Origin of the sequence: Bacillus sp. FSL K6-3154 (genome assembly GCF_040869395.1) — a bacterium.
Classification (GTDB): Bacteria; Bacillota; Bacilli; order Bacillales; family Bacillaceae; genus Bacillus; species Bacillus safensis.
Map to the genome: position 1 here is coordinate 2,447,632 of NZ_CP152033.1, position 26,733 is coordinate 2,474,364.

The following is a 26,733-nucleotide window of genomic DNA, read 5'->3' on the forward strand; positions in this document are numbered from 1 at the left end:
CACCTCTGCGTGTTTATTTTATTTTGTCAACATTTGAAGGAAAGGTTCTGATGGAATGAAGGAAGAAGAAGTGTTGAAACAGCGTACAAGTCTGCTTAGGCAGCCAAAAGCCGTTTGGGCTGTTGCCTTTGCGTGTGTGATTTCGTTTATGGGAATAGGACTCGTGGACCCGATTCTGCCAGCCATTGCATCGCAATTACATGCATCTCCAAGTCAGGTGTCTCTTTTATTTACAAGCTACTTACTTGTGACCGGCTTTGTGATGTTTTTCACCGGCTTTATTTCTAGCCGGATTGGTGCGAAATGGACATTATTAGTAGGACTCATTTTTATTATTGTTTTTTCTGCTTTAGGAGGTACTTCTTCAACGATTAATGAATTGATTGGCTTTAGAGGCGGATGGGGCATTGGGAATGCTTTATTTATTTCAACTGCACTCTCTGTCATTGTCGGTGTATCTGTTGGAGGAAGTGCAAAGGCCATTATTTTATACGAGGCAGCATTAGGTCTTGGGATATCGGTTGGACCGCTGCTTGGCGGTGAGCTTGGAACAATTTCTTGGCGCGGGCCTTTCTTTGGCGTTGCTGTGTTAATGCTCATTGCTCTTTTAGCGATTACCTTTATGCTTCCACCTATGCAAAAGCCGCAGAAAAAAGTGAAATTTTTCGAGGCTGTCGGGGCGTTAAAATATAAAGGACTTTTAACGATGGCATCTGCCGCTTTCTTATACAATTTCGGTTTCTTTGTGCTTTTAGCGTATTCACCATTTGTGCTCCATCTTGATGAGCATGGACTTGGTTATGTCTTTTTTGGTTGGGGTCTATTTTTAGCTGTGACCTCCGTCTTCTCAGCGCCGGTCATTCATCGCAAACTTGGAACATTGACCTCGCTTGTGGTTCTGTTTGCTTCGTTTGCTGTGATCTTATTCGGCATTGGGGTATGGACGTCTCATGTTGTGGTCGTGATATGCGGAATTGTCATTGCTGGGGGAATTCTCGGTATGATCAATACAGTGCTCACAACAGCTGTGATGGGGTCAGCACCGGTTGAACGTTCAATTGCTTCATCCTCTTACAGTGCTGTTCGGTTTATTGGGGGCGCGATTGCTCCTTGGATTGCCGGAGTTCTCGCTGAATCCTATACAGCAAGTACACCTTATTATGTCGGGGCTGCTGTTGTTCTTCTAGGCATGATTATTCTGCTCCTTGGACGTAAGCATTTGGTGAATATCCAAGCAGGTCATTAATTAGAAAAAGGCCTTATATCTTTTGAAGATATAAGGCTTTTTTGTCGTTATAATACTTTTGTCGTCCAAGATTCGCAATTCCAAGTTTCGGTTGCCACATCTTGATAAAATTCAGGTTCGTGAGAAATCAATAAGACGCTGCCTTTATATTCTTTTAACGCGCGTTTTAGTTCTTCTTTTGCATCGACATCTAAATGGTTTGTCGGCTCATCGAGAACAAGTAAGTTGGTTTCTTCGTTGATCAGCTTGCAAAGACGGACCTTTGCTTTTTCTCCTCCGCTTAATACAGACACACGGCTTTCAATATGTTTTGTCGTTAATCCGCATTTTGCAAGAGCGGCTCTGACTTCGTATTGCGTGTAAGAAGGGAAGGTGCTCCATACTTCTTCAATACAAGTATTGCTGTTTTGCTCTTTTACTTCTTGCTCAAAGTAGCCAATATGCAAGAATTCTCCACGTTCCACCTCACCAGAAATAGGTGTGATTTCCCCAAGAAGACTTCGGAGCAGCGTCGTTTTTCCGATACCGTTAGCACCGTACAGCGCAATTTTTTGCCCACGTTCCATTTTCAAATTCAATGGGCGAGAGAGCGGTTCATCATAACCGATGACCAAATCTTTCGTTTCAAATATCAGTTTCCCAGACGTACGTGCCTGTTTAAAGTGGAATTCTGGTTTTGGCTTTTCTGCTGCTAGTTCAATCATGTCCATCTTATCCAGTTTCTTTTGACGGGACATCGCCATATTTCTTGTGCTGACACGTGCTTTGTTTCTTGCGACAAAATCCTTTAGTTCAGCCACTTCCTGCTGCTGTCTTTTATAGGCTGCTTCAAGCTGCTGCTTCTTAACTTCGTACACTTGTTTAAATTGATCATAATCGCCAACATAGCGCGTGAGCTCTTGATTTTCAACATGATAAATCAAGTTGATGACACTGTTTAAAAACGGAATATCATGTGAAATGAGGATAAACGCATTTTCATATTCCTGTAAATAACGCTTCAGCCATTCAATATGCTGCTCATCCAAATAGTTGGTCGGCTCATCGAGAAGGAGAATTTCTGGCTTCTCTAACAGCAATTTTGCTAGCAGGACCTTCGTACGCTGACCGCCGCTGAGCTCCGTCACATCACGGTCCAGCCCAAGATCCGTTAACCCAAGACCTCTTGCAATCTCCTCGACCTTAGAATCAATGATATAAAAATCATTGTTTGTCAATGCGTCCTGAATGACGCCAACTTCCTCTAACAGCTTTTCCAGCTCATCAGGATCGGCTTCACCCATTTTGCCATAAATGTCATTCATCGCAGCTTCCATTGAAAATAAATAATGGAATGCATCCTGAAGGACTTCACGGATCGTTCTTCCTTTTTCTAGCACGGTATGCTGATCAAGGTAGCCGACACGGACATTTTTCGCCCATTCGACTTTTCCTGCATCTGGCTCCAGCTTGCCAGTAATAATATTCATAAACGTTGACTTTCCTTCACCGTTGGCGCCGATTAAGCCGACATGCTCGCCTTTTAATAAACGGAAGGAAACTTCGTGGAAAATGGCTCTGTCGCCAAAGCCATGACTTAAATCTTTAACAGATAATATCATTTTTTACACCTCAAATAGATTCAAAACGGCTAGTGCCTCTCATGATTATATCGAACTGTCCGGCTCGATAAAAGCATCAAAAGAAAAATTGCGTTTCAAAGCTGATTTTGAGATACTAAAGGATAGATTGAATGAGGATAAAGGAGATCGACATGACGGAAAATTGGGCATTTTTGAAAGAAGCAAAGCCATTTATTCAGGAAAATTTTCAAGCGGCTGGCTTCGAAAAACCAACAACTATACAAGAAAAAACAGCAGAGTGGATTACGGAGAAGCGTGATGTGATCGCAGAATCGCCAACTGGGACGGGGAAGACACTTGCGTATGTACTGCCGCTTTTAAATAAAATTGATGTCAATATCAAGCATCCCCAAGTCTTAATCTTGGCACCTTCAAGAGAGCTTGTGATGCAAATCTTTGATGTCGTGCAAGAGTTCAAACAAGGATCAGACATCAAAGCGGTCTCCTTGATTGGTGGAGCGAACATCAAGAAGCAGCAAGAAAAACTAAAGAAACATCCGAACATCGTTGTGGCGACACCGGGCCGAGTACAAGAATTAATCAAAATCAAGAAACTGAAAATGCATGAAGTCAAAACGATTGTATTAGACGAAGCAGATCAGCTTCTTGTGCCAGAGCATATGCAAACGATCCAAGGGATCATTAAGTCCACATTAAAAGAAAGACAAATCCTTTGTTTTTCTGCAACATTGAAAGAAGAAACCGTTCAGCTGATCAAAGAAATGACATCTGAACCAGAAGTATTGAAAATTGCTAGAAGCGAGGAAGAAGCGCAGAAAGTGGGTCACTATTATCTGTTATGTGATCAGCGTGACAAAGTGAAACTGCTGCAAAAGCTATCACGGCTTGAAGACATGCAGGCGCTCGTTTTTGTGCGCGACATTACGAACTTAAGCATTTATGCAGAGAAATTAGCGTACCATCATGTCGACCTTGGTGTCCTTCATAGTGAAGCAAAAAAAGCTGAACGTGCTGTGATCTTGAAGTCATTTGAACAGCGTGAATTCCCGCTCCTCCTTGCAACAGATATTGCAGCAAGAGGAATCGATATTGATGATCTGCCATATGTGATTCATGCAGATATGCCAAATGAAGAGGGCTACATCCACCGTTCAGGCAGAACCGGACGCGCAGGAAAAGAAGGCGCAGTCATCAGTCTTGTCACACCTCAAGAGCAATCAATGCTGAAAAAAATGGCGAAAAAGCTGAATCTTTCGCTTGAAGAAATTGTGTATAAGCAAGGCCAGCTGCACCTTGCAGAAAAACAATATAAAAATTGATGGATCAAAACGATTACAAGAAATTCTCTTCGTAATCGTTTTTTTATAATTTTAAGGTTAAATTAAGGAAGAAAAATGGGTTATAATGTTGATTTTTCCAATTTTGTATATTACTATTTATATATAAAATCTAGGAGGTACAAAATGGGTAAAATGTTAAAAAGTAAGAAATTATTTATGGGTATTCTAGTTGCTTTAATTACGGTTTTTGGATTATCTCAAGTAGGAGAAGCAGCAACGAAAACTTTTCAAATTAAATTTGTAAGATCAGCTGTTGAGGGAAAGACTGCTTATAGCTTAGCAAATAAATCTACTTCTATTTTCTCAAATGCGAGAATTTGGAACGAATCTAAGAAAGGATATAATAATAGTAAACACAAATACAGTATTCAATTGAAAGAAGATAAACTGTTTTTTGGAAAAGCTTATAATGCCAGTTTTCAGACACCAGCTGCTAATACTAAAAAGCTAGGTAAAATCTCAAAAGGTTCTTATAAAGTTAATATAACGAAACATACGTATACAGCACCAGGATTAGGTCTTAAAGGAACTGGTAAAATTAAACAATAAGAGGAACTTGCGATGAAACTTATTGAAGCAAAGGAACTAACTAAAATATACCAGCAGGGTGTGCAGCCAATTTATGGCATGCACCCTGTTTCTTTTCAAATAGATAGAGGTACAATGAATCTAATTAAGGGAAGAAGTGGCTCTGGTAAAACCACGTTACTTAATATGTTAGCCGGTTTAGATGAACCAACAAAAGGCCAAGTTTTATTCCAAAATAGCAACTTTTATGGGTTATCAGAACAAAAACAAACTAGAATTAGAGCAGTAGACTTCGGCTTCATCTTCCAATCATTTCATCTATTACCTGAACTAAAAGTTGAGGACAACATTTGTTTACCTTTGTTGATTGCCAATCAACAAGTAGATCAATCATATTTCCGGGAATTAATAGAAGTTTTAGACATTACTGATTTAATTAAAAAGTATCCCTTTCAAATTTCAGGTGGACAACAACAGAGGGTAGCGATTGCTAGAGCATTAATCCATCGACCACTCGTTGTTTTTGCTGATGAACCCACAGGGAATTTGGATAAAAAAAATAGTGAGCGTGTGATGAAGATACTCACTAATTTGTGTGAGAAACAAGAGACTACCATCGTGCTTGTTACACATGATGAGAGAATGATAAAGCATCCAGACCAAATTTTAGAGGTAGAAGAAGGTAGAGTGAGTATATATAAAGGTGTGCATGAGAATGGTACTATTTAAATTAGCTTTAAAGACAATTGTTTCTCGGAAACGATTGTCTTTAGCCTTGATATTGTTAGCAAGCATATCTTCTTTTTTGCTCGTTTTTGGAAACAGTCTTACTAATACAATGATTTTAAAAACAGAAGAAAAAGCTTATCAAAAATATGGCGAATTTCATGCTGTTATTAATGATATAAAGAGTGAGGATTTAAAGAAACTTCAAAGCGCTAACGCAGTTAAGAAGATCGGTCATATTCAAAATTTAGGAAGAACAGAGTCGTTTCACGATTCCAATCTACCTGCAAATTATGGTGTTTTAGATCAAAATGCAGTTGAGTTGGGTCATATCCAATTAGAAAGCGGAAGGTTCCCTCAACACAAAGATGAGGTTGTCATTGAATCTTTTCTTAAACATGCTTTTTCAAAAAATGCAGTAAAAAGTTATGTTGATTTAGAAGTTAATGGTAAAGAAAAAAAATATAAAATAGTTGGGATTATTAAAAATTACTCAGCTGTTTGGACACCACCAAAGGTTGATGGAGCTAGGAATATCAATTATCCCAATGTACTTTTTCATGAAAATAGTATACATTTAAAAAATAACAAAAAAAACGTGCTCGTTCAGTTGACTAAAACTGTCAATGAAAATGAAGTTTATGAAATACTTACTGATATAACGAATAATGAGTGGTTAACCTCGAATGAAAATCTATTAGAAGCTAAAACCCAATACCTAGATTCATTTCAAATTTTAAAATTTTTATTTAACGCTATCTTATTATCGCTTAGCATTGCTTGCATCATGTATCTATTCCATGTGTTTTTTCGAGATCACACTAAAAAAATAGGAGTATTTAGAGCACTTGGACTCGATAAAAAACAAGCATTGCTAATGTTATTATTTCAGAAGTTTTTATTGTTAGGCTTAAGTTCTATTGTATTTATTATATTTTTATGTACTTACATTCTCGGAATAAATCTCTTCAAAGTTGAATGCGACACAAATATATCAAGTTTTATGTTATTTATTTTGATTTTGACAGTTATAATTATTTGGACATCGTTCAAACAAGTAAAAAAAATCTTTTCTAAAGATATTATCAGTAATTTAAATAACAATAACAGTCGTTTGAAAACATCTAAAAATATAATAAATGTAAAGTTTTACTCGAAAATATCATATCCATTTAAAATATTATTTCACAATCTAGTTTTAAAATGGAAGACAAATTTATTACTTGTTATAACAATTGGATTATTTATTACTGTTTTTTATACAACGTATTTAATTGTAGAAGAAACAAAACCAAGAGACTTAAAAACACAACCAGATTTCTCCCTCTTTTCTAAAAGATCTATTTCATATCAAATAATTAATAATTATATGTTGGAAATTGGAGAATCAAAAGGCTTTAGTTTTCGAAATGTAGACAATTTTGAGAAAAGCAAAGGTATAAAATATATAGAAAAATATCCAAATACTAAAGATTCTGGTCTGTTTGTTGAAAATGAAAAAGTCTCAAAATATTTAAAAAATTGGACGAGTAATAACCTAGACGACTCTCACTCAAATCAATTAGAAGAGAATTCTTATGAACGTTATATTCCAGAAAATACTACGTATATTCCAAATGTAAAATTCTATGTAGTAAATAATCAAGAGTTTGGTCAATTAAAAAGGCAGTATAATCTTACAAGTAACAATTTTGATGATTCTGTACTCCTTTTTTTCCCTGAGATGAATGGGTTATCTGAAGACACTTTAAATAAAGACGAAAATATTTATATTGGAAGAGTCGAGCAAGATTCAAAGGGGGAATTAAAGTACAAAAAGTGGAAATTCAATATTGGTGATTTGGTGAATGAACCATACCGCTTACAGATGAATGGAATTGGCGTTGAAAATGATGGATTAACTGTAGTTATACCTCAAAAATTAGCGATTGAGAAAAAGTTGTTTGATGGTTATGAAGAATTGTATATTTATCTTTACGATCATGTTACATCTAATATACAACATCAAATTGAAACGAAATCTCGAGAAATGGTTGGACCATTCCAAGGCGGTTATTTCGCCTCAAAAAGTGAAGAAACAAAGCAACAGCAGGAATTAGCTGACTATACGATGAAATTAGGGCAAACTCTTTCGTTCAGTATCCTTATTATTTTATTTATTCTCTTAGTCATGATGCTTTATGGGAAATTGGTTGAGAGACAGTCAGCTTATTCCATCCAAATTGCACTTGGAAAAAGAAGGTTCATTTTATTTTTAGAGCTTGTTTATGAAATGCTTTTTTATTTTGCATGTTCTATTCTTCTTGGAACTGTCATTATTACAGTAATGAATCAATTGCAGTCAACAGAAATGTCAATACAACAACAATTTATCTTAGCAGTTCAAGGTATTTCCGTTGTCGCTGTTTTATTATTCATCATTGTAGGATCTTCTTATTTTTATATTCGACGCTTGAAAATAGCAAAAGGTTTGTTCACCGAAGAATCATAAAAAACAGCCAAATGTCTGAGAAGACATTTGGCTGTTTAATTTTTTCAATAAATTTTGACAAGCTGTTTTCCGACATTTTCCCCTTTGAATAGTCCAAGGAATGCATCAGGAATGTTGTCAAAGCCTTCAATGATCGTTTCTTTATATGTGAGTTTGTCTTCTTTTACCCATTGTGCGAGATCCTTCGCTGCCTCTCCAAAACGATCTGAATAGTTGCCAACGATGAAGCCTTGCATCAATGCGCTTGTTTTGATGAGTTTTGTTTGCACACGCGGCCCGATGTCCTCGCTTGCGCTAATATTATAAGAAGAAATGGCGCCGCACACTGGAATGCGTGCAAAACGGTTTAAATGATTCATCACCGCATCTGAAATCTCGCCGCCTACATTGTCAAAGTACACATCAACGCCGTTAGGACAGGCTTTTGCAATGGCATCATCTAAATCATTTGTTGTTTTATAATTAATCGTTTCATCAAAGCCCAATTCTTTTAAATAAGCGAGTTTATCATCAGATCCGGCAATTCCAACGACGTGTGCGCCTTTGATTTTAGCAATTTGTCCTACAACAGAACCAACAGCTCCTGCGGCTCCAGAGATGACAACCGTCTCGCCTTCTTTTGGCTGGCCAATCGCAAGCAGGCCGAAGTAAGCGGTTTGCCCTGGCATGCCCAAAATGCCTAAATAATAGGACAATGGCGCAATGGACGGATCAATTTTAGTGAGAGATTCAGCTTTGGCAGTGGAATATTCTTGCCATCCAAGGAATCCAAGGACAAAATCACCTTTTTCAAATTGAGGCGATTTCGACTCAACGACTTCTCCGACAACACCGCCCTGAATCACTTCATTTAGCTTGAACGGAGGTGTATAGGATTTTGTATCCTGCATTCGCCCTCTCATATAAGGATCTACAGAAACATATTTCGTTTGAATCAAGACCTCTCCATCTTGAGGCACAGGTATATCTACTGTTTCAAAATGAAAAACATCTTTTGTAGGTAATCCTTTTGGGCGTTTGGCTAATTGAATTTGCTTTTGTTGACTCATGTCAAATCCTCCCTTTCACTTACAGCCTAGATTTACATTAACATGATGCTTCTTTTCGTTCAAAACATACGGTCTTTTCAAAACACACACAAAAAAGCAGCCGCCATCTTATCGAAGGGACTACTTTTTCTGAAAAGATACAGAGAGGAGCGGCGGGAGACAGCCAAACAGCTGATACACATCCGCATCACGTTCTTTTAACAAATATTCGTTTGCATTTTTCATGGAGGCTTTCATCATATCGCGCGTCACAAAAGGGAAAAGGATATTCAAGTATGAGGACAACAGGTCTTGTGGATCTTGTTCAATTGACTCGATATCTCCAATGTTAATAATGATGGAAAAGAGATAATCAATGGAGATGCGAAAGTGCTGTTCGGCAAACAATGTAAGCGGCTTTGTATTTGCTTCTTCAGGATTCCACTTTTGAAAAAGCTGTTTCACCAAATCACTGACAACCCAAGCATTAAACTGCTGCTCCGCTGAAAAGTAATACATCAGCTCTCCCTCATTTCTAGCCTCCAGTATAAGAATTGTACAACAAATCAACAGGATTGAACATAATAATTCAGAAAATTTAGTCATTTTTACAGGCTTTTTGTCAAAAATAAGTCGATAGACATGGTACGTCGATCAAGCAATTTGGATGTGCTCGTGGAAGGTTTAATGTCAAAAGTGACGGGTAAAAGATTCGTAAGACGTTAAAGGAGGAATATAAAATGAAACCTGTTGTAAGAGAGTATTCAAATGATGAAACACTTCAAAAAGATGTAGAGCAGTTAAAGGCACTCGGTGTTGCAAGAGAGGACATTTATGTTCTGTCCCATGACGATGACCGAACAGAGCGTATTGCAAGTAATGCAGATGCCAATACGATTGGCTCAAGAGAAGTTGGACTCAAACATGCGGTTGGGAACATCTTTAGTAAAAAGGGCGATGAGCTCCGCAATAAAATTCATGAAATTGGTTTCTCAAAAGAAGAAGCTGAGACATTTGAAGAACATTTAGACGAAGGGAAAGTCCTTCTCTTTGTCACAGATCATGAAAAAGTGAAAAACTGGGCGTAAACGCCAACCGAAAAAGCCTCTTACTTTTGTAAGGGGCTTTTTTTCATGCTTCCATGTCTGAAAGAGAGACATATATCTTTTTTACGATAATAAGTAAATACAGAAGTATGGAATAAATAGTAAACTCTCTAATTGAAAATGCCGTTATACCAATGAAAATCATGAAGAATCAGAAAAAAATAGTCGAAATATCACAAAAAACCATTCGGGAAATAATTATTGTATCTTTCTATTTTGATTTAAAATTAAATAAAAAACTTGTGTAATTTAGTAGATAAATTTCTTAGTTCTATTGGTTTAAGTTGTATTTTTGTGTAGAAATAAGTGTTTTAAGGTCAAAAAACCACGAAAATTACCTGTATTTTCAATTAGAAAATTCATTTTAATGTTTAGGAAATAATTTGTTGACAAAATAAACTAAAAACAATATATTTGGCTTAATCCAGTCATTATGGAATTAGTTGTTAAATTTCCGGCGGGTTTATTCGAAGCATAATCTAGTGAAAGGGGGTGGCAAGAACCAAAGCGTAAGCGCCTCTTAGATACAAAAATGTCTACTAGAACTGAACAAATCGTCGTTTACTTGAAGAAAAAATGATCGCCATTCTAAACAGTAGATTGATAAGCACAGTGTAAGAGATTGTCCAAAAGACGTTAAGTCCTTATAAAAAAGAGAAAGCGGTTTCAATAAGAAATGTGAGTTGATCGAACGGTAAAGGAGGTGAACTCATATGAAAAAAAGAGAGAACAAGCTGAGGCGATGCGGCCTTCGAAGGGCTGCATATGAGGATGAATGCTGAAAAAGAAGAGTAAACATGTGGGGTGCTTCTCTTCTTTTTCAGAAAAACAGATTTTCCTAAAAAATCCATCTTTCATTTTAACATAAGGTTTTTGGCTTGAAAACCACCTTTGCCCGAAAAGAAGATTGTGAATTGAAGGAGGTTTCATGATGAAAAAGGCTTTGTACCATGAAGACAGTGGATTGTATTTAGAAAAGATGCGCATGGCATTCCAAGAGCATTATGAGCAAAGAACAGATATGTGGTCTACTGATCCATCCTTAACAGACGCAGCAGTGATGTCATTAAAGGCATGGCGTTCAAGGGAAAAGAATGCACTTGCTTCTGTGCTGGATATCGGGTGCGGCAACGGCCGTGCACTAGAACATTTAAGCGGGCTTTCCGCATATGTCGGTATCGACCTGTATGAGCATGAGGAGTGGGAAGGGTTACAGAAAAGAGAAACAGTTCCTGTCCATTTTGTTCATCAAGATTTTATGTCATGGTCCATGGATCAGGGACGCGGAATGCAGTTTGATTTAATTTTAGATCATGGCTGCTTTCATCATCAACATCCTGATGATCATGAACGTTATTTAAAACAGGTCTCTTCTTTACTTCATGAAGGCGGTGTCTTTTCACTTGTTGTCTGGGGAGAACAGTGGAAAACAGGATTAATCGGAGAAGATGGCCGTTTCCATTTTTCATTTTCAGATTCTCAGCTTGGCGAAAAAATTTGTACATCAGGTCTTGAGCTTGTATCCATATCACCGTTACAAGCGAAGGCTGGAATAAGCCAGCATCATGTCATTGCCGTCAAAATCTAGTACAAAGGTGAGTGATTCAAAGCTAGCAGAGGAGTTCATGGGAAGAAAGAGCGTCTGCCAATCAAGAGCGTTTGCTGCTCTGACAGAAAATAAAGCATATGAACCAAAATTTCTGCTCCTTTGTACTGGAAAAAGACAAGGTCTAAAACGATGAGAGACATCGCACATCCATTTCCTTCTGCGGGAGCACACAAGCTGAGGGGTGCGTACACATATTCATCACTCCATCACTGCGCTATGGGAGTCGATTTGGGTGCAGTGATGAATAGGGGGGAGACTAATGAACAAGTTTGTAGATGAATTACAATCAATGATTCATCATTTTACCTTTCAAGATAAACACTATTTGCTCGTGGGGCCTGTGAATTTGCCAATTTCCATTCAACATGAAGAAGTGCCATTTAAGTGGTATGCCTTCGCGCCTGTTGAACGGGATACAAAACCAACGATCGAATCGATTGTCCAAATGAGTACCGCGCAGCAAACCTTTTCCTCTTGTCTCTTATTTGGCGACTTTGAAAATGAACGGCCGCCGCTTGTGCGAATCCATAGTGTCTGCCAAACAGGAGATGTGTTTGGGTCACTGAAATGTGATTGTGGTCCACAGCTTGCATTATCGCTGAAGAAAATCACCGATTACGGAAAAGGCATGCTTGTGTATATGGCCAATCAAGAAGGTCGGTCTATTGGGCTGATGGCAAAAGCGTTGACGTATAAATTACAGGAGATGCAGCTGGATACTTTTGAAGCCAACCGCCTGATCGGCTGCGGGGATGATGATCGGCATTACGAGGAAGCAGCAGCTGTTTTGCACTATTTAAACAAAGGAAAACCATTGCATTTACTAACGAACAATCCAGATAAAGTCGATTCTATTGCAGCTTTCGGTCTTCCTGTTTTGCGGTTTGATCATACGGTCGAAGCCTCTCTCTACAATGAAGCCTATTTAAAGGCAAAAGCAGCCTCAGGGCATATGGTCGATGAGAAGAAATTAATTAATCAATAGACGAGTTTATTGAAAGAAGGCGGGAGAAAAGCGTGAAACCTGATATCAATTGGATTCAAATCCCAAGCGGCTATGCAACGATTGGAAGTAATGAAGAAGATATGAAAAAGGCAGCAGAATTCTGGAAGGACAAGCTGCTCAATCCAACCTACGGCCGTGAGAAAAAATTTCAAAAATGGCTGTACAAAGAATTTCCGTCCTATCAGCCGTATATCAACGAATTTTTTATCTCAGATACGGTCGTCAGCAATGAACTGTATCAAAGCTATTGTGATGAAACAGGCCAGACATACCCGGAGAGTTTAACGAACGAAGAGCTTGGCGGGGGAAAAGATCATCCAGCTTGGGGCATGGACATTGAGGATGCCTTCTCGTTCTGTCAGTGGCTGAGCGGGAAACTTGGGATTGATGTTTCGATTCCTACTGAAGAAGAATGGGAGTATGCTGCCCGGGGAAACACGAGAAATCAATACCCGTGGGGAGATGAGTTTGATCCTTCTTACTGCAATACGCACGAATCAAATATTGAAAAAACGACGCCTGTCCGTCATTACGAAAAGGGCCGATCCTTATTTGGTCTTTATGATATGGGAGGAAACGTCGAGGAATGGGTCAACACCAAATATCACGTTTATGAAGGCGGCATCGAGGTCGTCGATGATTTAACGGAAACACTCGGAAGTGACTACTACATTTTAAAAGGCGGCTCTTTCGCAAGAGGCGGAGATTTATGCAGAGTCGCAAGAAGACACGGGAAGCACCCAGATCCTGTTTTTCGATTTACTGGTTTTCGTTTAGTGACTCGTCAAAAACAACATATAAAGGTGGGAGTGTAAAACTATGCATAGAGGACCAATTACATCTGTTTTATCAACTCAGCACGACCAAATTGTTTACACTGGCGGCTATGACCGCTGTATTTATCAGTGGAACCGGGCGACGGGAGAAGGAACGTTTATTGGCAGTCACGAGCATATCATTAACTCTTTATCTCTTTCTGAAAACGGAAAGTATTTAGCAAGTGCATCGTCAGACTATACCATTCAATTGTATGATACAGGCACACATACCCGAATCCGCACGTTGTTTGGTCATGCAGATGATGTAGAAGCCGTCGCTTTTGCGAAGCAGGATACTTTACTTGTATCCGTGTCCAGAGATAGAAGATGCTTAGTCTGGGATATCGAAACGGGCGCTATTTTAAGAGAATTCCATGGCCATAGCAAAGATGTATTAGCTGTATGGATACATGGTGATAAAGCTTATACAACAGGTGATGATGGATATGTCCTTGTATGGCTGTATGAAACCGGAGAAATTGTAGGGGAAATCGGCCCGTTTGATTATGAGCTCGATACAATCAGCGGCAGCAATCAAAAAGAAGTATTCGCACTTGGCAGAGATGATGGCACTGTTATTATTTACGATGCAGCTACTTTACAGGAGAAGAAAATCATCAAAGCCCATTTACAGGGCGTCAAGCGCGTGAATTTTTCTCCAAGCGGCAATTACTTGCTGACAGCAGGCTACGACCATTTAATTAAGCTGTGGAATTATGAAACAGGTGATTTAGTCGATACACTGCTGCCTCATAAATATCAGTGGGAGCGCTCACTTGTCTGGACAGAGGATGAGAAGTCAATACTAGGGGCCAGCTTTGGAAAAACATATTGTGAATGGTCGATCGAAAAGGGCAAAGTCATATCAGATGAGATCGAAATGGCGACACCATCTATCAATGATATTGCGCTGACTGATGCGGGTGATATTATTACCGCATCTGATGATGGAAAATTCAGAAAAAATGGGATTGAAATCGCCAAATCGACGGGCGTTTTAACAAATGGAGTAGCTGTTGCACGGGATGGAAGCTATTATGCGTGGGGAGATCATGCAAGTCAGGTGCATATTGTTCATGAGTCATTAAAGCAAATGGTTTCGTTTGATCTTAACACAGGTCCGGTCAACAGCGTGTATTTTCACGAGGAGGATCGTCAATTTTATATTGGAACTTATGGCGGTTATGTCCATGTCATTTCGACAGAACACTTAAAGGAAATCGGCCGTTCCAAAGCACACGATTGTGCAGTTAAAGCATTAAAGGTAGAAGGAGATCTTATCATCACAGCAGCAGTTGAAGGAACCATCTGTCTTTTAGATAAAAAGAGTTTGTCCTTAAAAGCGGAATACATTGGTGCGACAGAGCTGTTAAATGATGTCTTTATTGATAGTAAACGAGACCGTATCGCCATTGTCAGCCGCGACAAGAATGTGAGATTGTTTGATTTGCATACAGGAAGAATTTTAGACCAGCATAACGAACACCAGTATTCGATTAAATCGGTCACAGTCACAGACTCAGGCTATATTGTAAGCGGTGATTATTGGGGCTATATCGTTGTGTGGAATCCAGAGCTGGATGTCAACACCGGCCCAATTAGAATTGCCCAAAATGGGATTAGTGCCATCAGACAATTAGGCAATGATGTATACGCAAGCTCATATGACGGCGGGATTTATCACGTTCGAGAAGATGGGACGCATACCGAAGTATTACGCTTATTTGAACAATTTCCGAAAGAAGTAATCTCTCATTAAGAAAAAGAATGTAAGCGGGGGATTCTCATGATAAGTGTTTGCAAGGAACATATGAAAAAAGGTCTGTCTGTACTCAATTGTCCGCATGTGCTCCTCATTAATAAATATGAATGTCGCAAATGCTGTTTTTGTAAACAACGAGCATCTTATAAACTTTTTTATTCCTTGCCTTACTATGATCGATCTGAAAAGAAACGGATGGAAAAAATATAGCACATGAGAATAGAACTCCTTCATTCCCTGAAGGAGTTCTTTCCCTTGAAAGAGAGGAAAGGAGACTTACATGAAAGACGATGTTTTTTATATGAAGCTAGCGATTGCCAACGCAAAGGCCATGAAAGGACAAACCTCGCCAAATCCGCTTGTCGGGGCAGTGGTAGTCAAAAAAGGTGAGATCGTTGGAATTGGTGCTCACATGAAGGCGGGCGAGCCGCATGCTGAAATTCATGCGCTGCAAATGGCAGGAGATAAGGCGAAGGGGGCTCATCTATATGTGACGCTCGAACCTTGTTCGCATCATGGAAAAACAGGCCCTTGCTCAGAAGCCATTATAAAGAGCGGGGTGAAACGTGTGGTCATTGCCACTGGGGACCCAAATCCACTTGTAGCAGGTAAAGGGGTCACGATGTTGAAACAAGCAGGGATAGAAGTAGAAGAAGGGATATGTAAGCGGGAAGCGGACAGCTTAAATCTTCCTTTTTTTCATTCGATACAATCAGACCTTCCTTATGTCATATTAAAAACAGCCATTTCGTTAGATGGGAAAATTGCAACAGCTCATCAAGAAAGCAAATGGATTACAGGGACAGAAGCGAGGAATGAAGTGCAGCAATTACGTCAAGAAGCAGATGCTGTGATAACAGGCGTCGAAACCATTATTCAAGATGATGCAGGTCTTATTGTAAAAGATTCATTCGTGACACAGCCCATTCGTGTCATTTTAGATTCCACCTTAAGGATTCCGCTTCATGCGAAATGTTTAAATGATCATATGGCAGAAACCATCATTTGTACCTCAAACAAGTATGATCAAAAAAAATACCATCAACTGGTGCAAAAAGGACATCAAGTATTTGTTACAAGCGGAGAAAATCGGACAGATCTTCATGCGGTGTTACGTATGCTGAAAAGGCGCTCTGTGATGTCGGTGCTTGTAGAGGCGGGAGGCAGTGTGAGCGCATCCTTTTTAGAAGCGTCACTTGTGAACGAAGTCATTATTTATATGGCACCATTATTAATTGGAGGGAAAGATGCACCTACTTTCTTTGAAGGAGAAGGTACGAAATCATTAAAAGAAGCCATCCGTCCGGTAGATATGGATTATAGTATGGTAGGAAAAGATTTAAAAATGACGATGAGACTTTAATGAAAGAAGGACCTTGTGCATAAAGTGCAAGGTCTTTTGATTATTTTAAAAAAATAAAAGTGTACATACACCTTTCCCAGTCATGATGAATACGATGGATGGGGGTGATTCCATGAAAAGATGTAGGCAATGTGGTAAGACATATCCAACTCATTCGACAGACCACTACCAAAAAGGAAGCTGGTATGATGCGTATAAGGATGATGGTTGGGAATGTGATAGTTGTAAAAAAGGGATATCAGAAAAGCCTAGGAAACCAGTAAAAAATCCTTGCTGCGGAAAAGATCCTTGTGTTTGTGTGATTCAAGGTCCGCCAGGCGGGAGAGGAAGAAGAGGCCCAGCAGGTCCAGCGGGTGCAGTGGGTCCAGCGGGTCCGGCAGGCCCAGCAGGTCCAGCAGGTCCAATCGGTCCGACAGGCGTAGGTTTAACAGGCATCTTGGCATTTGATCCAGCAGTAGCACCAACCTACCCAGTAGGGCAAGTGGTGACATACGATGGCAGTACGTACGTCGTCAATTCAGTACCTCCATTAGGTACACCGGATACGTCGGCAGATTATACATTATTAGCTGCAGCGGGGGAAACAGGTACAGGGCCAACAGGTGTCACAGGAGATCCAGGTCCAACTGGAGCCACAGGAGCCACCGGCGTGGGTTTAACTGGGGTTGTACCGTATGATGCTGCAGCAGCACCAGGATATCCATTGGGGCAAGTGGTGACATATGAAGGTGGAACGTATCTTGTGAATACAGCATCACCAACAGGTACACCAGATACATCACCAGATTATACGCTTTTAGCCGCTGTAGGCGCGACTGGCGTTACAGGCGCTACCGGTACGGGAGCAACAGGAGAAATTGGTCCAACCGGAGCCACCGGCGTTACGGGAGCAACAGGAGAAATTGGTCCAACCGGAGCCACCGGCGTCACGGGAGCAACAGGAGAAATTGGCCCAACCGGAGCCACTGGTGTTACAGGAGCGACTGGAGAAATTGGTCCAACCGGAACTACTGGCACAGGAGTCACAGGAGCAACGGGTACCACCGGTGCAACCGGAGCAACCGGTGTCACAGGTGCAACTGGTGATACGGGAGCAACAGGAGCAACCGGTGCCACAGGGATTACAGGAGCGACGGGAGTAGGTCTAGCCGGCGTCACAGCGTTTGATCCAGCGGCAGCGCCGACATATCCAGTAGGTCAAGTGGTGACATATGAAGGAGGAACTTACCTCGTCAATACGGCGCCGCCAACAGGTACACCTGATACGTCACCAGATTATACGTTATTGGCCGCTGCAGGAGCGACTGGCGTTACGGGTGCAACCGGTACAGGAGTCACGGGTTCCACCGGCGCAACAGGAGTGACAGGAGCAACCGGGGAAGTTGGTCCAACCGGAGCTACCGGCGTCACTGGAGTTACGGGAGAAATTGGCCCAACCGGAGCTACTGGTGTTACGGGAGCGACGGGGGAAATTGGCCCAACCGGAGCTACTGGCACAGGAGCAACAGGGATCACAGGCGCGACAGGATCAACTGGTGCAACTGGGATAACTGGTGATACAGGGGCAACAGGAGTGACCGGAGCGACAGGTGTCGGTTTATCTGGAGTTGCAGCGTTTGATCCAGCAGTAGCGCCAACCTATCCAGTAGGTCAAGTAGTGACATATGAAGGTGGAACATATCTGGTCAATACAGCGCCGCCAACAGGCACACCGGATACTTCTCCAGACTATACGTTATTAGCAGCCGCAGGCGCGACAGGTGTCACGGGAGCGACAGGAGAAACTGGTGCAACCGGTGATACAGGAGCAACCGGCGTCACAGGAGCCACCGGGGTAACAGGAGATACGGGTGTAACCGGCGTCACAGGCCCAACTGGAGCAACTGGGATAACTGGTGATACAGGGGCAACAGGAGTAACCGGTGTAGGATTAACTGGTATTCTGACATTTGACCCAGCAACAGCGCCAACCTATCCAGTAGGTCAAGTGGTGACATATGAAGGTGGAACCTATGTTGTGAATACAGCGCCGCCAACAGGCACACCGGATACTTCTCCAGACTATACGTTATTAGCAGCCGCAGGCGCGACAGGTGTCACGGGAGCGACAGGAGAAACTGGTGCAACCGGTGATACAGGAGCAACGGGCGTCACAGGAGCCACCGGAGCAACTGGTGCAACGGGTGATACAGGAGCCACGGGAGTCACGGGTACAGGAGCAACCGGTGCAACTGGAGATACAGGAGCCACCGGCGTCACAGGAGCCACCGGGGTAACAGGAGATACGGGTGCAACTGGAGTAACCGGAGCAACTGGGGTAACGGGTGATACAGGTGCGACTGGAGTCACAGGTGATACAGGTCTCACCGGAGCAACTGGAGTAACCGGAGCTACAGGAGCCACGGGAGTGACCGGTGCAACTGGATTAACTGGAGTAACCGGAGCCACGGGAGTGACCGGCACAACTGGATTAACTGGAGTCACCGGAGCGACCGGTGTCACAGGAGCCACAGGTTTAACCGGAGCAACCGGAGCAACTGGAGTAACAGGAGCCACGGGAGCCACAGGTCTAACCGGCGCAACCGGCGTAACCGGAGCAACTGGATTAACTGGAGTCACCGGAGTTACAGGTCTAACCGGCGCAACGGGTCTAACCGGTGCAACAGGCGCCACGGGAGTCACAGGTACAGGAGCAACAGGCGCCACCGGTCCAACAGGAGTGACAGGATCGAGTGCGATCATTCCGTTTGCTTCAGGTACACCTGCTGTCCTGACAACAATTGCAGGCGGTCTCGTTGGAACATCCAGCTTGATCGGATTTGGTAACTCAGCGACAGGTGTCAGTATTTTAGGCGGAGTGATTGATTTAACCGGCGCTGCAGGCACTTTACTCAACATGGCGTTCTCAGTTCCTAGAGCCGGAACAATCACATCATTTGCCGGCTATTTCAGTACGACAGCTGCTCTTTCTTTGCTTGGCACAAGTATTACGGTCACAGCTAGTTTGTTTGCTTCACCAACACCAAATAACAGTTTCACTCAAGTAGCGAGTGTCACTTTAGCACCAGCTTTAACCGGTGTTTTAACGCTAGGTGCAATTGCAAATGGTATTGCGACTGGTCTAAATGTACCAGTCACACCTGAAACACGATTGCTTGTTGTATTCTCCGCATCAGCTACAGGTCTATCCTTAGTGAATACCGTAGCAGGCTATGCGAGTGCTGGTTTATCGATCACGTAATAGGCATACAGGGACGACTCGATTTTGAGTCGTCTTTTTTGTTTGAAAGAATTTTCTCTTAACTTAGTAAGAAAAAATGATATCATTTTCTTAGAGTCTATTCGGTGAATCTACTGAATTAGGGGTTGTAGCGGTGAGAATGGGCAAAAGGAAAGTCACTTTACAAACGAAAATTTTGGGGTTAATTATCGGGCTTTTGCTTGTTGTCATTGCATTATTAACCATTTGTTTTGGTTTTCTGCAGACATCAGAAAGGCAGGCACAAGCTGAACAGCTGGCGGTGCAGACCGCTAGAACGATATCATATATGCCGCCCATTAAAGCATCGGTGGCTCTATCAGCGTCCCAAAATGAAGAACAGGCAGTGCTTGAGCAAATGAAGGAGCAAGTAAGAGCTCATGCCATCTTCATTACCAATCGAAAAGGAAAGGTCCTTGTTCATACGAATCATGAGGACGTAGGAAAAACCATCAGTGTTTCGGAAGGAAGAAGTACTCTCTTATTTGGAGGAACCTCCATATCAACTGATGATTCTAATGGTGAAACCGTTGTCAGAGGCAGTGCACCCATTATGAAAGAAACAGAGGGGCATGAAGAAATTATCGGCACAGTCACCGTCGAATTTTTAAAAAAGGAAATTGATCAAGCGACAGCTCATCAGCTATTGAAGCTTAGCTATATTGCCCTTCTCGTGCTTTTGCCTGGCATATTCGGTGCGATTTTTTTAACGAAGAGTATTCGCAAAGATACATTAGGGCTTGAGCCGCATGAAATTGCTTCGTTGTATCGAGAAAGAGAAGCGATGCTGCTCGCTATAAAAGAAGGGATCATTGCGTTTGACCAGAAAGGCGCGATTACGATGATGAATACATCAGCTGAGCACATGCTGCGCGTCTCATCAAAGCTGCCTCTTCATATTGATCAAGTCTTGCCAAATGCCAAACTTCTTCTATATTTAAAGGCAGAGACGATTGAACCTAACATCGAAACCGTCGTCAATGATAAAACCTATGTCTTAAATGTGAAAAAAGTAATGCAGGATCATCGAGTATTCGGAGGGATTGTGAGCTTCAGAGAGAAAACAGAGCTGACGAAGCTGCTGGATACATTAACAGAGGTCAGCCAATATTCAGAAGACCTAAGGGCCCAAACGCACGAATTCTCAAATAAGCTGTACGCCATTTTAGGCCTGCTTGAGCTGAAGCAAGTCGATGAAGCCATCGACTTAATTAAAGAAGAATATCATCTGCAAAACCGTCAGCACGATTTACTCATGAAGCAGATTCGGTCTCCTAAAATACAAGCCATCTTACTTGGCAAGTTAGGGAAAGCATCTGAGAAGAAAGTCCATTTCCACATTGATGAAAATAGCTCACTTGAGCCGCTCCCAGCTCATTTAAGTTTATCTCACTTTATCACCATCATTGGCAATCTCGTAGACAATGCTTTTGAAGCTGTATTAAATAAGGAGAAGCGTGAGGTTGACCTGTTCATCACAGATATTGGGTTTGATATTATCATAGAAGTGTCAGATTCAGGTGATGGGGTGAATGAAGAAGAACTGTCACAGATTTTCACAAGAGGCCATTCGTCAAAGGGAGAAGGACGAGGCTATGGGCTTGCGAATGTGAAAGAAGTATTGGACGAGCTTGGGGGCTGGATTGAAGTTGCGAACCAAAAAGAAGGCGGTGCCATCTTCACTGTATACATACCGAAAGGCACAAAGGGGGAATAGATGGTGATTAAGGTACTCATTGCGGAGGATGATTTTCGAATCGCTGCCATTCATGAATCTTATATACAAAAGATAGAAGGATTTAAGGTCGCTGGAAAGGCAAAGAGTGCAAAAGATATGTGGGAGGCGCTCCAAAGGGAACAAGTGGATCTCATTTTGCTTGATGTGTATATGCCTGATGAGCTCGGCACAAACCTGCTGCCGCTTTTAAGAGAACGCTGTCCTGAAGTAGATGTGATCATTATCACGGCTGCAACGGAAACGACGCTTTTAAGAGATGCGCTTCATTACGGAGTGGTTCATTATTTAATCAAACCGGTGACCGCACAAAAGTTTGCACAAGTTTTAACCGAATATAAAGAGAAGAAAGACATCATCAATTCAAAGGATGAAGTCAATCAAACGATGATCGATCTGTTTTTTGGACAGATGCAGGAAGAGCCAAAACAAAGGGATGACAGAGATCTCCCCACAGGCATCAATTCACTGACCTTGGATAAAGTGAAAACATTGATGGCATCAGAGAATAGCGGAATTACAGCAGAAGAACTCGGGGAAAAGATGGGCGCATCACGTACAACTGCGAGACGGTATGTAGAGTATCTCGTGACAACAGGGGAATGCCGGGCAGAGCTTGCATACGGAATTATTGGCAGACCTGAACGTAAATATTACCCTGCCAAACAAGCGGAGTCTTAAAAGATGAAAAAAGGAATACTTTTTGTGATCGTGCTCTGCCTTTGTATGACACTCACCTTTAATGAAAAAAAAGCCGGAGACTCTTTCCTGCAGCAAAGCTCCTTATATATTGTGGTGTCGGGTGTACCAGAGGGGGGATTTGACCAAACGGCTCAGGTGATGAAATTAGTGCTTGAACAAGAGAAGCTGGTGAACCGGCCTGTGAACATTCTTTATCAAAGAGGCGGAACGGTGGATAAAGGATGGACATACATGATGGAGCGGGAAGCCAACTATATCAGTTTAAATTCAAGTTTATTGTTAAGCCGTAATTTACTTGGCAGCAGTAACGTGACGATGAATGATGTGACACCGCTGGCAATCCTTGCAGAAGAGTGGCAGGTCGTCGCAGTCCCGATGGATTCTCCTTTTGCAAATGGGAAGGAGCTGTTACACGCCCTCAAGAAAAAACCAGATTCCTTAAAAATTGGGTTTGCCCCTGACTTTGGAAATGATGATCAAATCTCCTTCGCCCGGGCAGCAGAAATGGCAGGGATTGATCCCTATCGCATTCAATTTTTGAAATTTGACAGTGCAGATGATTTATTTCAGGCACTCATTGACCATGAGGTGGATGCAGCAACGACTACCATTACAGAGGTTCGTCATGATTATGAAAAAAAGAGGCTGAAGCTCGTAGCGACGACAACCAGCCAGCGCTTAGATGGATTTGAAGATGTGCCGACATGGAAAGAGCAGGGCATTCCGCTCATCTTTTCCCATTGGCGCGGTGTGATGGGTCCTAAACAAATGAGTCAGCATGACATTCGTGAATGGGATCAGCTTCTTCAAAAAATGACGAAAACGAAGTCCTGGAAAAAGCGATTAAAGCAAAAGGGCTGGACAAGTCGTTATATGAACAGCAAAGAGGCAAAGATCTTTATGGAAAATCAATTAAGGCAATATGAGCAATTGATACAAGGAGAACAAGCGGTCGAGTGAGACCACTTCCAGCGTGTAGACAAACCCTTGCATTCGCCCGCATTCCTGCGTGCGGTGCTCACGAATCTCATATTCGCTCCGCTCCAGTACTCGTCTTTCCTAGACTTCAAAGGTTTTCTATCACGCTGAAAAGAAGACAAAGGGCTAAAATAAACCCTTTGTTTTTTTCATGGAATCAAAAAGCTCAATGTTTGAACAAAATGAACAAAAAGCATTTATCGACCGAAAAAGAATTAAAATTCATAATATTTACTTCAATTCTCACCTCAGATATGATGACAAAAAGGGTTGGAAATGGGATACCAACACATTAATGAAAGCGTATACAACATAAGGGGTGAACAATATGTTAGCAATCTTAGGATTTCTTATGATGATTGTATTTATGGTTTTGATTATGACGAAACGTATGTCTGTTTTAACGGCATTGGTGTTAACACCGATTGCATTTGCTCTTATTGCAGGTTTTCATTTTACTGAAATTTCAGACATGATTGTCAAAGGCGTGCAGCAAGTCGCACCAACAGCGGTCATGATCATGTTTGCGATTTTGTACTTTGGCATTATGATTGATGCGGGCTTATTTGATCCAATGGTGGCGAAAATTTTAAAAATCGTTAAAGGCGATCCATTAAAAATCGTGGTCGGAACAGCTGTCCTGACGATGCTTGTTGCACTTGATGGTGATGGAACAACAACGTATATGATTACAACAACAGCGATGCTTCCACTATTTACGCTGCTTGGCATCCGTCCAATTATTTTAGCGGGTATTGCCGGGGTTGGCATGGGAATTATGAATACAATTCCATGGGGAGGAGCTACACCTAGAGCGGCGAGTGCACTTGGCGTTGATCCTTCACTTTTATTTGGACCGATGATTCCAGTCATTGGTGCAGGGGTTCTCAGTATGATTATTGTTGCTTATTTTCTTGGAAAAGCCGAAAGAAAACGCCTTGGTGTGATTGAACTTGACCAGCCGATTCATGCAAATGAAATGGCAGCGGCACTGCAAGATGACATCAAACGGCCGAAGCTTTGGTGGTTTAACCTGGCGCTGACTTTGTTATTAGTGCTGCTGCTTGTATCAGGTAAAGTCAGCTTAACTGTTCTATTTGTTCTTGCTTTCTGTGTGGCGATTATCGTGAACTATCCGAACTTAGATCAGCAGCGTGAGCGAATTGCCGCTCACTCAACAAACGTTTTAGCCATTGCCTCGATGATTTTTGCGGCAGGTGTTTTTACAGGTATTCTAACTGGAACGAAAATGGTCGATGAAATGGCGATTTCGATTGTATCTGCAATTCCAGAGCAGCTTGGCGGCTTTATTCCAGTCATTGTCGCATTAACAAGCGGGATCTTTACTTTCTTTATGCCGAATGATGCATACTTTTATGGCGTACTGCCGATCCTATCAGAAACAGCGGCAGCATACGGTGTCGATAAAATTGAGATTGCCAGAGCCTCTATTATTGGTCAGCCGATTCATATGTTAAGTCCACTTGTTCCATCGACTCATTTACTTGTTGGACTTGTTGGCGTATCACTGGATCAGCATCAGAAATTTGGGATGAAATGGGCTGTGCTGGCAGTCGTCGCTATGACTGTCGTGGCGGTTCTCATTGGGGCCATTTCCATCTGGTAAATAAAAAAGTGTCTGCTGCGGGCAGGCACTTTTTTTAGGTCATATTGCCGTGCAGTCTCCATTCATTTGCCCTAGACAAAGATCTTCCTGTTCCTCCAAAAGATTTATTTTTGAAAAATACTGACACTTTTTCTGTTTTTTTCTTTATAATGCAAATCAACGAAGGGAGAGGATAGCATGTCCAAACGAAAAGGCACGATTCTTTTTGCTGCTGCATGCCTCTTGGCAGGCAGTTTGTCGATGGTGAGCCCAGCTTCAGCTCATGCAGAAACCCCTTATTATGGAAAGAGTTATGAACAGCCGGCTTCAGTGAAAAAGCTATACCCTAAGCCTGGCGAGACGTTTGAAACCCCTGCCTTTCAGAAAAAAGGAGAAGCATTTACGACACAAGAAGAGCTTCAAGCTTTCTTAAAAGACATTGTCCGCAAAAGCCCATATGCCACTCAGAAACAGATTGGAACATCCATTGAAGGCAGGTCCATTCCGGCCCTGTACTTTACAAAGGATCGCTCCATTACTCCACTTTCAAAAAAGCCAACCATCTGGCTCCAAGCACAAATACACGGAAATGAACCAGCCTCCGGTGAATCTGCTCTCGTCATTGCAAAACGATTAGCAGGTGAAGAAGGAGAGCGTATACTCAATCATGTCAATATCATCATTGTTCCAAGAATCAATCCTGATGGTTCTTATGCGTTTGACCGCAGACTGGCAAACGGATTAGACGGAAACCGTGATCATATGACATTAGAATCTCCAGAACTGGCAGCCCTGCATCAAGAATTTAATCGGTATGCGCCAGAGGTAGTTATTGATGCCCATGAATACGATGTGGGTCAAAAGCAGTTTGAAAATATCGGTTCATCAGGCGCTCTCAAATATCATGATTTGCTTATTCTTTCAGGGAAGAATTTAAACATTCCTGAAAGCATCCGGCTGACTTCAAATGAGTTATACGTTAACGGAGTTCGTGAAACGCTGACGAATAAAGGATTTTCTAACGATTTGTATTATACAAACACAAGAGGAAAGGATGGAAAGATCGACATCTATGAAGGTGGTACGGATGCGCGAATTGGCCGTAATGCCCTTGCACTTTCGCCAGCCCTGTCATTTCTTGTAGAAAGCAGAGGGATTGGGATTGGAAGAGAGGATTTTGCCCGCCGCGTCGCTGCGCAAGTAGCCACCCATGAAAAAATCATTGAGACCACGGTGAAACATGCGAAACAGGTGAAGCAGCAAATGGTGACGGAGCGGCTGAAGCTGGTCAAAAAAGGACTGCAGCCAAATGATGATGATCAAGTGGTCATTCAAGATGATTTCCAAGCACCTGTCAATGACTCGCTGGAAATGGTTGATATTGAGAAGGGACAAACGACTCAAGTTCCTGTGCGCTTTCACAGTGCGAGCGATGCTGTTCCTGTCTTAACAAGAGAACGGCCGACAGCTTATCTCATTCTTCCGGGGCATGAAGGAGTAGAAAAGAAACTCAGAACATTAGGATTAAAAAGTGTCACATTGCCGGCTGGCATGAAAGTGCCGGTACAAGCCTATCAGGTGACAAAGCGAGAGGAAAAGAGCAAAACAGATATTCAGCTTGAAACAAAACTCGTTGACAAGAAACGTCAGCTGCCAAAAGGAACAAAGGTATATGTCACGGCACAGCCGCAAACCAATTTGCTCTCACTTGCCCTTGAACCAGAATCAAAGGACAGCTATATGTCATCAGGGTTTATTGCTTCAAAAACAGGTGATGAACTGCCAGTCTATCGTTTCGTGCTTCCTCAAAAGACGTTAGGCATTCAATAAAAAAAGGCTAAAATAAA

21 protein-coding genes are annotated in these 26,733 nt (G+C 41.8%); 17 read left to right on the plus strand and 4 right to left on the minus strand.

Annotated features, from left to right (window positions below; all coding sequences use genetic code 11):
• Window positions 1-55: 55 nt before the first annotated feature.
• Window positions 56-1,246, plus strand: coding sequence for an MFS transporter (locus MHH61_RS12560; protein ID WP_087978288.1), 1,191 nt, complete (start codon window positions 56-58; stop codon window positions 1,244-1,246).
• A 47-nt stretch (window positions 1,247-1,293) separates the two neighbouring features.
• On the opposite strand, the gene MHH61_RS12565 is transcribed toward MHH61_RS12560, so the two are convergent.
• The gene (locus MHH61_RS12565) at window positions 1,294-2,847 is read right to left on the minus strand and encodes an ABC-F family ATP-binding cassette domain-containing protein (protein ID WP_025092670.1); all 1,554 of its coding nucleotides are present in this window, start codon (window positions 2,845-2,847) and stop codon (window positions 1,294-1,296) included.
• Between the two features lie 152 nt (window positions 2,848-2,999).
• Between MHH61_RS12565 and MHH61_RS12570 the strand changes: the two genes are divergently transcribed.
• The 4 genes from MHH61_RS12570 (at window position 3,000) to MHH61_RS12585 (ending at window position 7,914) form a co-directional block, all read left to right on the plus strand.
• The gene (locus MHH61_RS12570; RefSeq protein WP_125587245.1) at window positions 3,000-4,148 is read left to right on the plus strand and encodes a DEAD/DEAH box helicase; all 1,149 of its coding nucleotides are present in this window, start codon (window positions 3,000-3,002) and stop codon (window positions 4,146-4,148) included.
• 144 nt (window positions 4,149-4,292) lie between these two features.
• A complete protein-coding gene (locus MHH61_RS12575; RefSeq protein WP_125587246.1) occupies window positions 4,293-4,718 on the plus strand; it encodes a hypothetical protein in 426 nt (141 codons plus the stop codon).
• A gap of 12 nt (window positions 4,719-4,730) precedes the next feature.
• Window positions 4,731-5,426 carry an ABC transporter ATP-binding protein gene (locus tag MHH61_RS12580; protein WP_125587247.1) on the plus strand — a complete coding sequence of 232 codons (696 nt, stop codon included), beginning with the start codon at window positions 4,731-4,733 and terminating at the stop codon, window positions 5,424-5,426.
• Window positions 5,413-7,914: an FtsX-like permease family protein gene (locus MHH61_RS12585; protein ID WP_164512180.1), complete on the plus strand. Its 2,502-nt coding sequence runs from the start codon at window positions 5,413-5,415 to the stop codon at window positions 7,912-7,914. Before MHH61_RS12580 ends, MHH61_RS12585 begins: the two co-directional genes overlap by 14 nt.
• 44 nt (window positions 7,915-7,958) lie before the next feature.
• Here MHH61_RS12585 and MHH61_RS12590 read toward each other — a convergent pair whose 3' ends face one another.
• Both MHH61_RS12590 and MHH61_RS12595 read right to left on the minus strand, forming a co-directional pair.
• Window positions 7,959-8,963, minus strand: coding sequence for an NADP-dependent oxidoreductase (locus MHH61_RS12590; protein ID WP_125587249.1), 1,005 nt, complete (start codon window positions 8,961-8,963; stop codon window positions 7,959-7,961).
• 120 nt (window positions 8,964-9,083) lie between these two features.
• Complete coding sequence (locus MHH61_RS12595; RefSeq protein ID WP_368004449.1) at window positions 9,084-9,461, minus strand: YfmB family protein; 378 nt, start codon at window positions 9,459-9,461, stop codon at window positions 9,084-9,086.
• Between the two features lie 221 nt (window positions 9,462-9,682).
• Here MHH61_RS12595 and MHH61_RS12600 point away from each other — a divergent pair, with 221 nt between their 5' ends.
• Together MHH61_RS12600 and MHH61_RS12605 are read left to right on the plus strand one after the other, a co-directional pair.
• Entirely contained in the window at window positions 9,683-10,030 is a 348-nt protein-coding gene (locus tag MHH61_RS12600; protein WP_024424592.1) for a general stress protein, read from the plus strand.
• Window positions 10,031-10,979: 949 nt separating this feature from the next.
• Complete coding sequence (locus MHH61_RS12605) at window positions 10,980-11,636, plus strand: class I SAM-dependent methyltransferase (RefSeq protein WP_024424594.1); 657 nt, start codon at window positions 10,980-10,982, stop codon at window positions 11,634-11,636.
• A 35-nt stretch (window positions 11,637-11,671) separates the two neighbouring features.
• On the opposite strand, the gene MHH61_RS12610 is transcribed toward MHH61_RS12605, so the two are convergent.
• Window positions 11,672-11,797 carry a hypothetical protein gene (locus MHH61_RS12610; protein ID WP_368004450.1) on the minus strand — a complete coding sequence of 42 codons (126 nt, stop codon included), beginning with the start codon at window positions 11,795-11,797 and terminating at the stop codon, window positions 11,672-11,674.
• Between the two features lie 119 nt (window positions 11,798-11,916).
• On the opposite strand from MHH61_RS12610, the gene MHH61_RS12615 reads away from it, so the two are divergent.
• The 10 genes from MHH61_RS12615 to MHH61_RS12660 all read left to right on the plus strand — a co-directional run bounded on the left by MHH61_RS12615 (window position 11,917) and on the right by MHH61_RS12660 (window position 26,716).
• Window positions 11,917-12,642 (plus strand): GTP cyclohydrolase II, encoded by a 726-nt coding sequence (locus MHH61_RS12615; protein WP_024426639.1) that lies wholly within the window; start codon window positions 11,917-11,919, stop codon window positions 12,640-12,642.
• A 32-nt stretch (window positions 12,643-12,674) separates the two neighbouring features.
• Complete coding sequence (locus tag MHH61_RS12620) at window positions 12,675-13,478, plus strand: SUMF1/EgtB/PvdO family nonheme iron enzyme (protein ID WP_024424597.1); 804 nt, start codon at window positions 12,675-12,677, stop codon at window positions 13,476-13,478.
• A 4-nt stretch (window positions 13,479-13,482) separates the two neighbouring features.
• Window positions 13,483-15,240: a WD40 repeat domain-containing protein gene (locus tag MHH61_RS12625; protein ID WP_024426638.1), complete on the plus strand. Its 1,758-nt coding sequence runs from the start codon at window positions 13,483-13,485 to the stop codon at window positions 15,238-15,240.
• 283 nt (window positions 15,241-15,523) lie between these two features.
• Entirely contained in the window at window positions 15,524-16,606 is a 1,083-nt protein-coding gene (gene ribD, locus MHH61_RS12630; RefSeq protein ID WP_125587250.1) for a bifunctional diaminohydroxyphosphoribosylaminopyrimidine deaminase/5-amino-6-(5-phosphoribosylamino)uracil reductase RibD, read from the plus strand.
• 112 nt (window positions 16,607-16,718) lie between these two features.
• The gene (locus tag MHH61_RS12635; protein WP_241218602.1) at window positions 16,719-19,847 is read left to right on the plus strand and encodes an exosporium glycoprotein BclB-related protein; all 3,129 of its coding nucleotides are present in this window, start codon (window positions 16,719-16,721) and stop codon (window positions 19,845-19,847) included.
• A gap of 139 nt (window positions 19,848-19,986) precedes the next feature.
• Window positions 19,987-21,582 (plus strand): sensor histidine kinase, encoded by a 1,596-nt coding sequence (locus MHH61_RS12640; protein WP_044335448.1) that lies wholly within the window; start codon window positions 19,987-19,989, stop codon window positions 21,580-21,582.
• A 3-nt stretch (window positions 21,583-21,585) separates the two neighbouring features.
• On the plus strand, window positions 21,586-22,281 hold the full coding sequence (locus MHH61_RS12645; RefSeq protein WP_025092679.1) for a response regulator: 696 nt from the start codon (window positions 21,586-21,588) through the stop codon (window positions 22,279-22,281).
• Window positions 22,282-22,284: 3 nt separating this feature from the next.
• The gene (locus MHH61_RS12650) at window positions 22,285-23,262 is read left to right on the plus strand and encodes a tripartite tricarboxylate transporter substrate-binding protein (RefSeq protein ID WP_125587252.1); all 978 of its coding nucleotides are present in this window, start codon (window positions 22,285-22,287) and stop codon (window positions 23,260-23,262) included.
• Window positions 23,263-23,608: 346 nt separating this feature from the next.
• A complete protein-coding gene (locus MHH61_RS12655; protein WP_024426631.1) occupies window positions 23,609-24,907 on the plus strand; it encodes a citrate:proton symporter in 1,299 nt (432 codons plus the stop codon).
• Window positions 24,908-25,084: 177 nt separating this feature from the next.
• Window positions 25,085-26,716 carry a M14 family metallocarboxypeptidase gene (locus MHH61_RS12660; RefSeq protein ID WP_024424605.1) on the plus strand — a complete coding sequence of 544 codons (1,632 nt, stop codon included), beginning with the start codon at window positions 25,085-25,087 and terminating at the stop codon, window positions 26,714-26,716.
• Window positions 26,717-26,733: the final 17 nt, after the last annotated feature.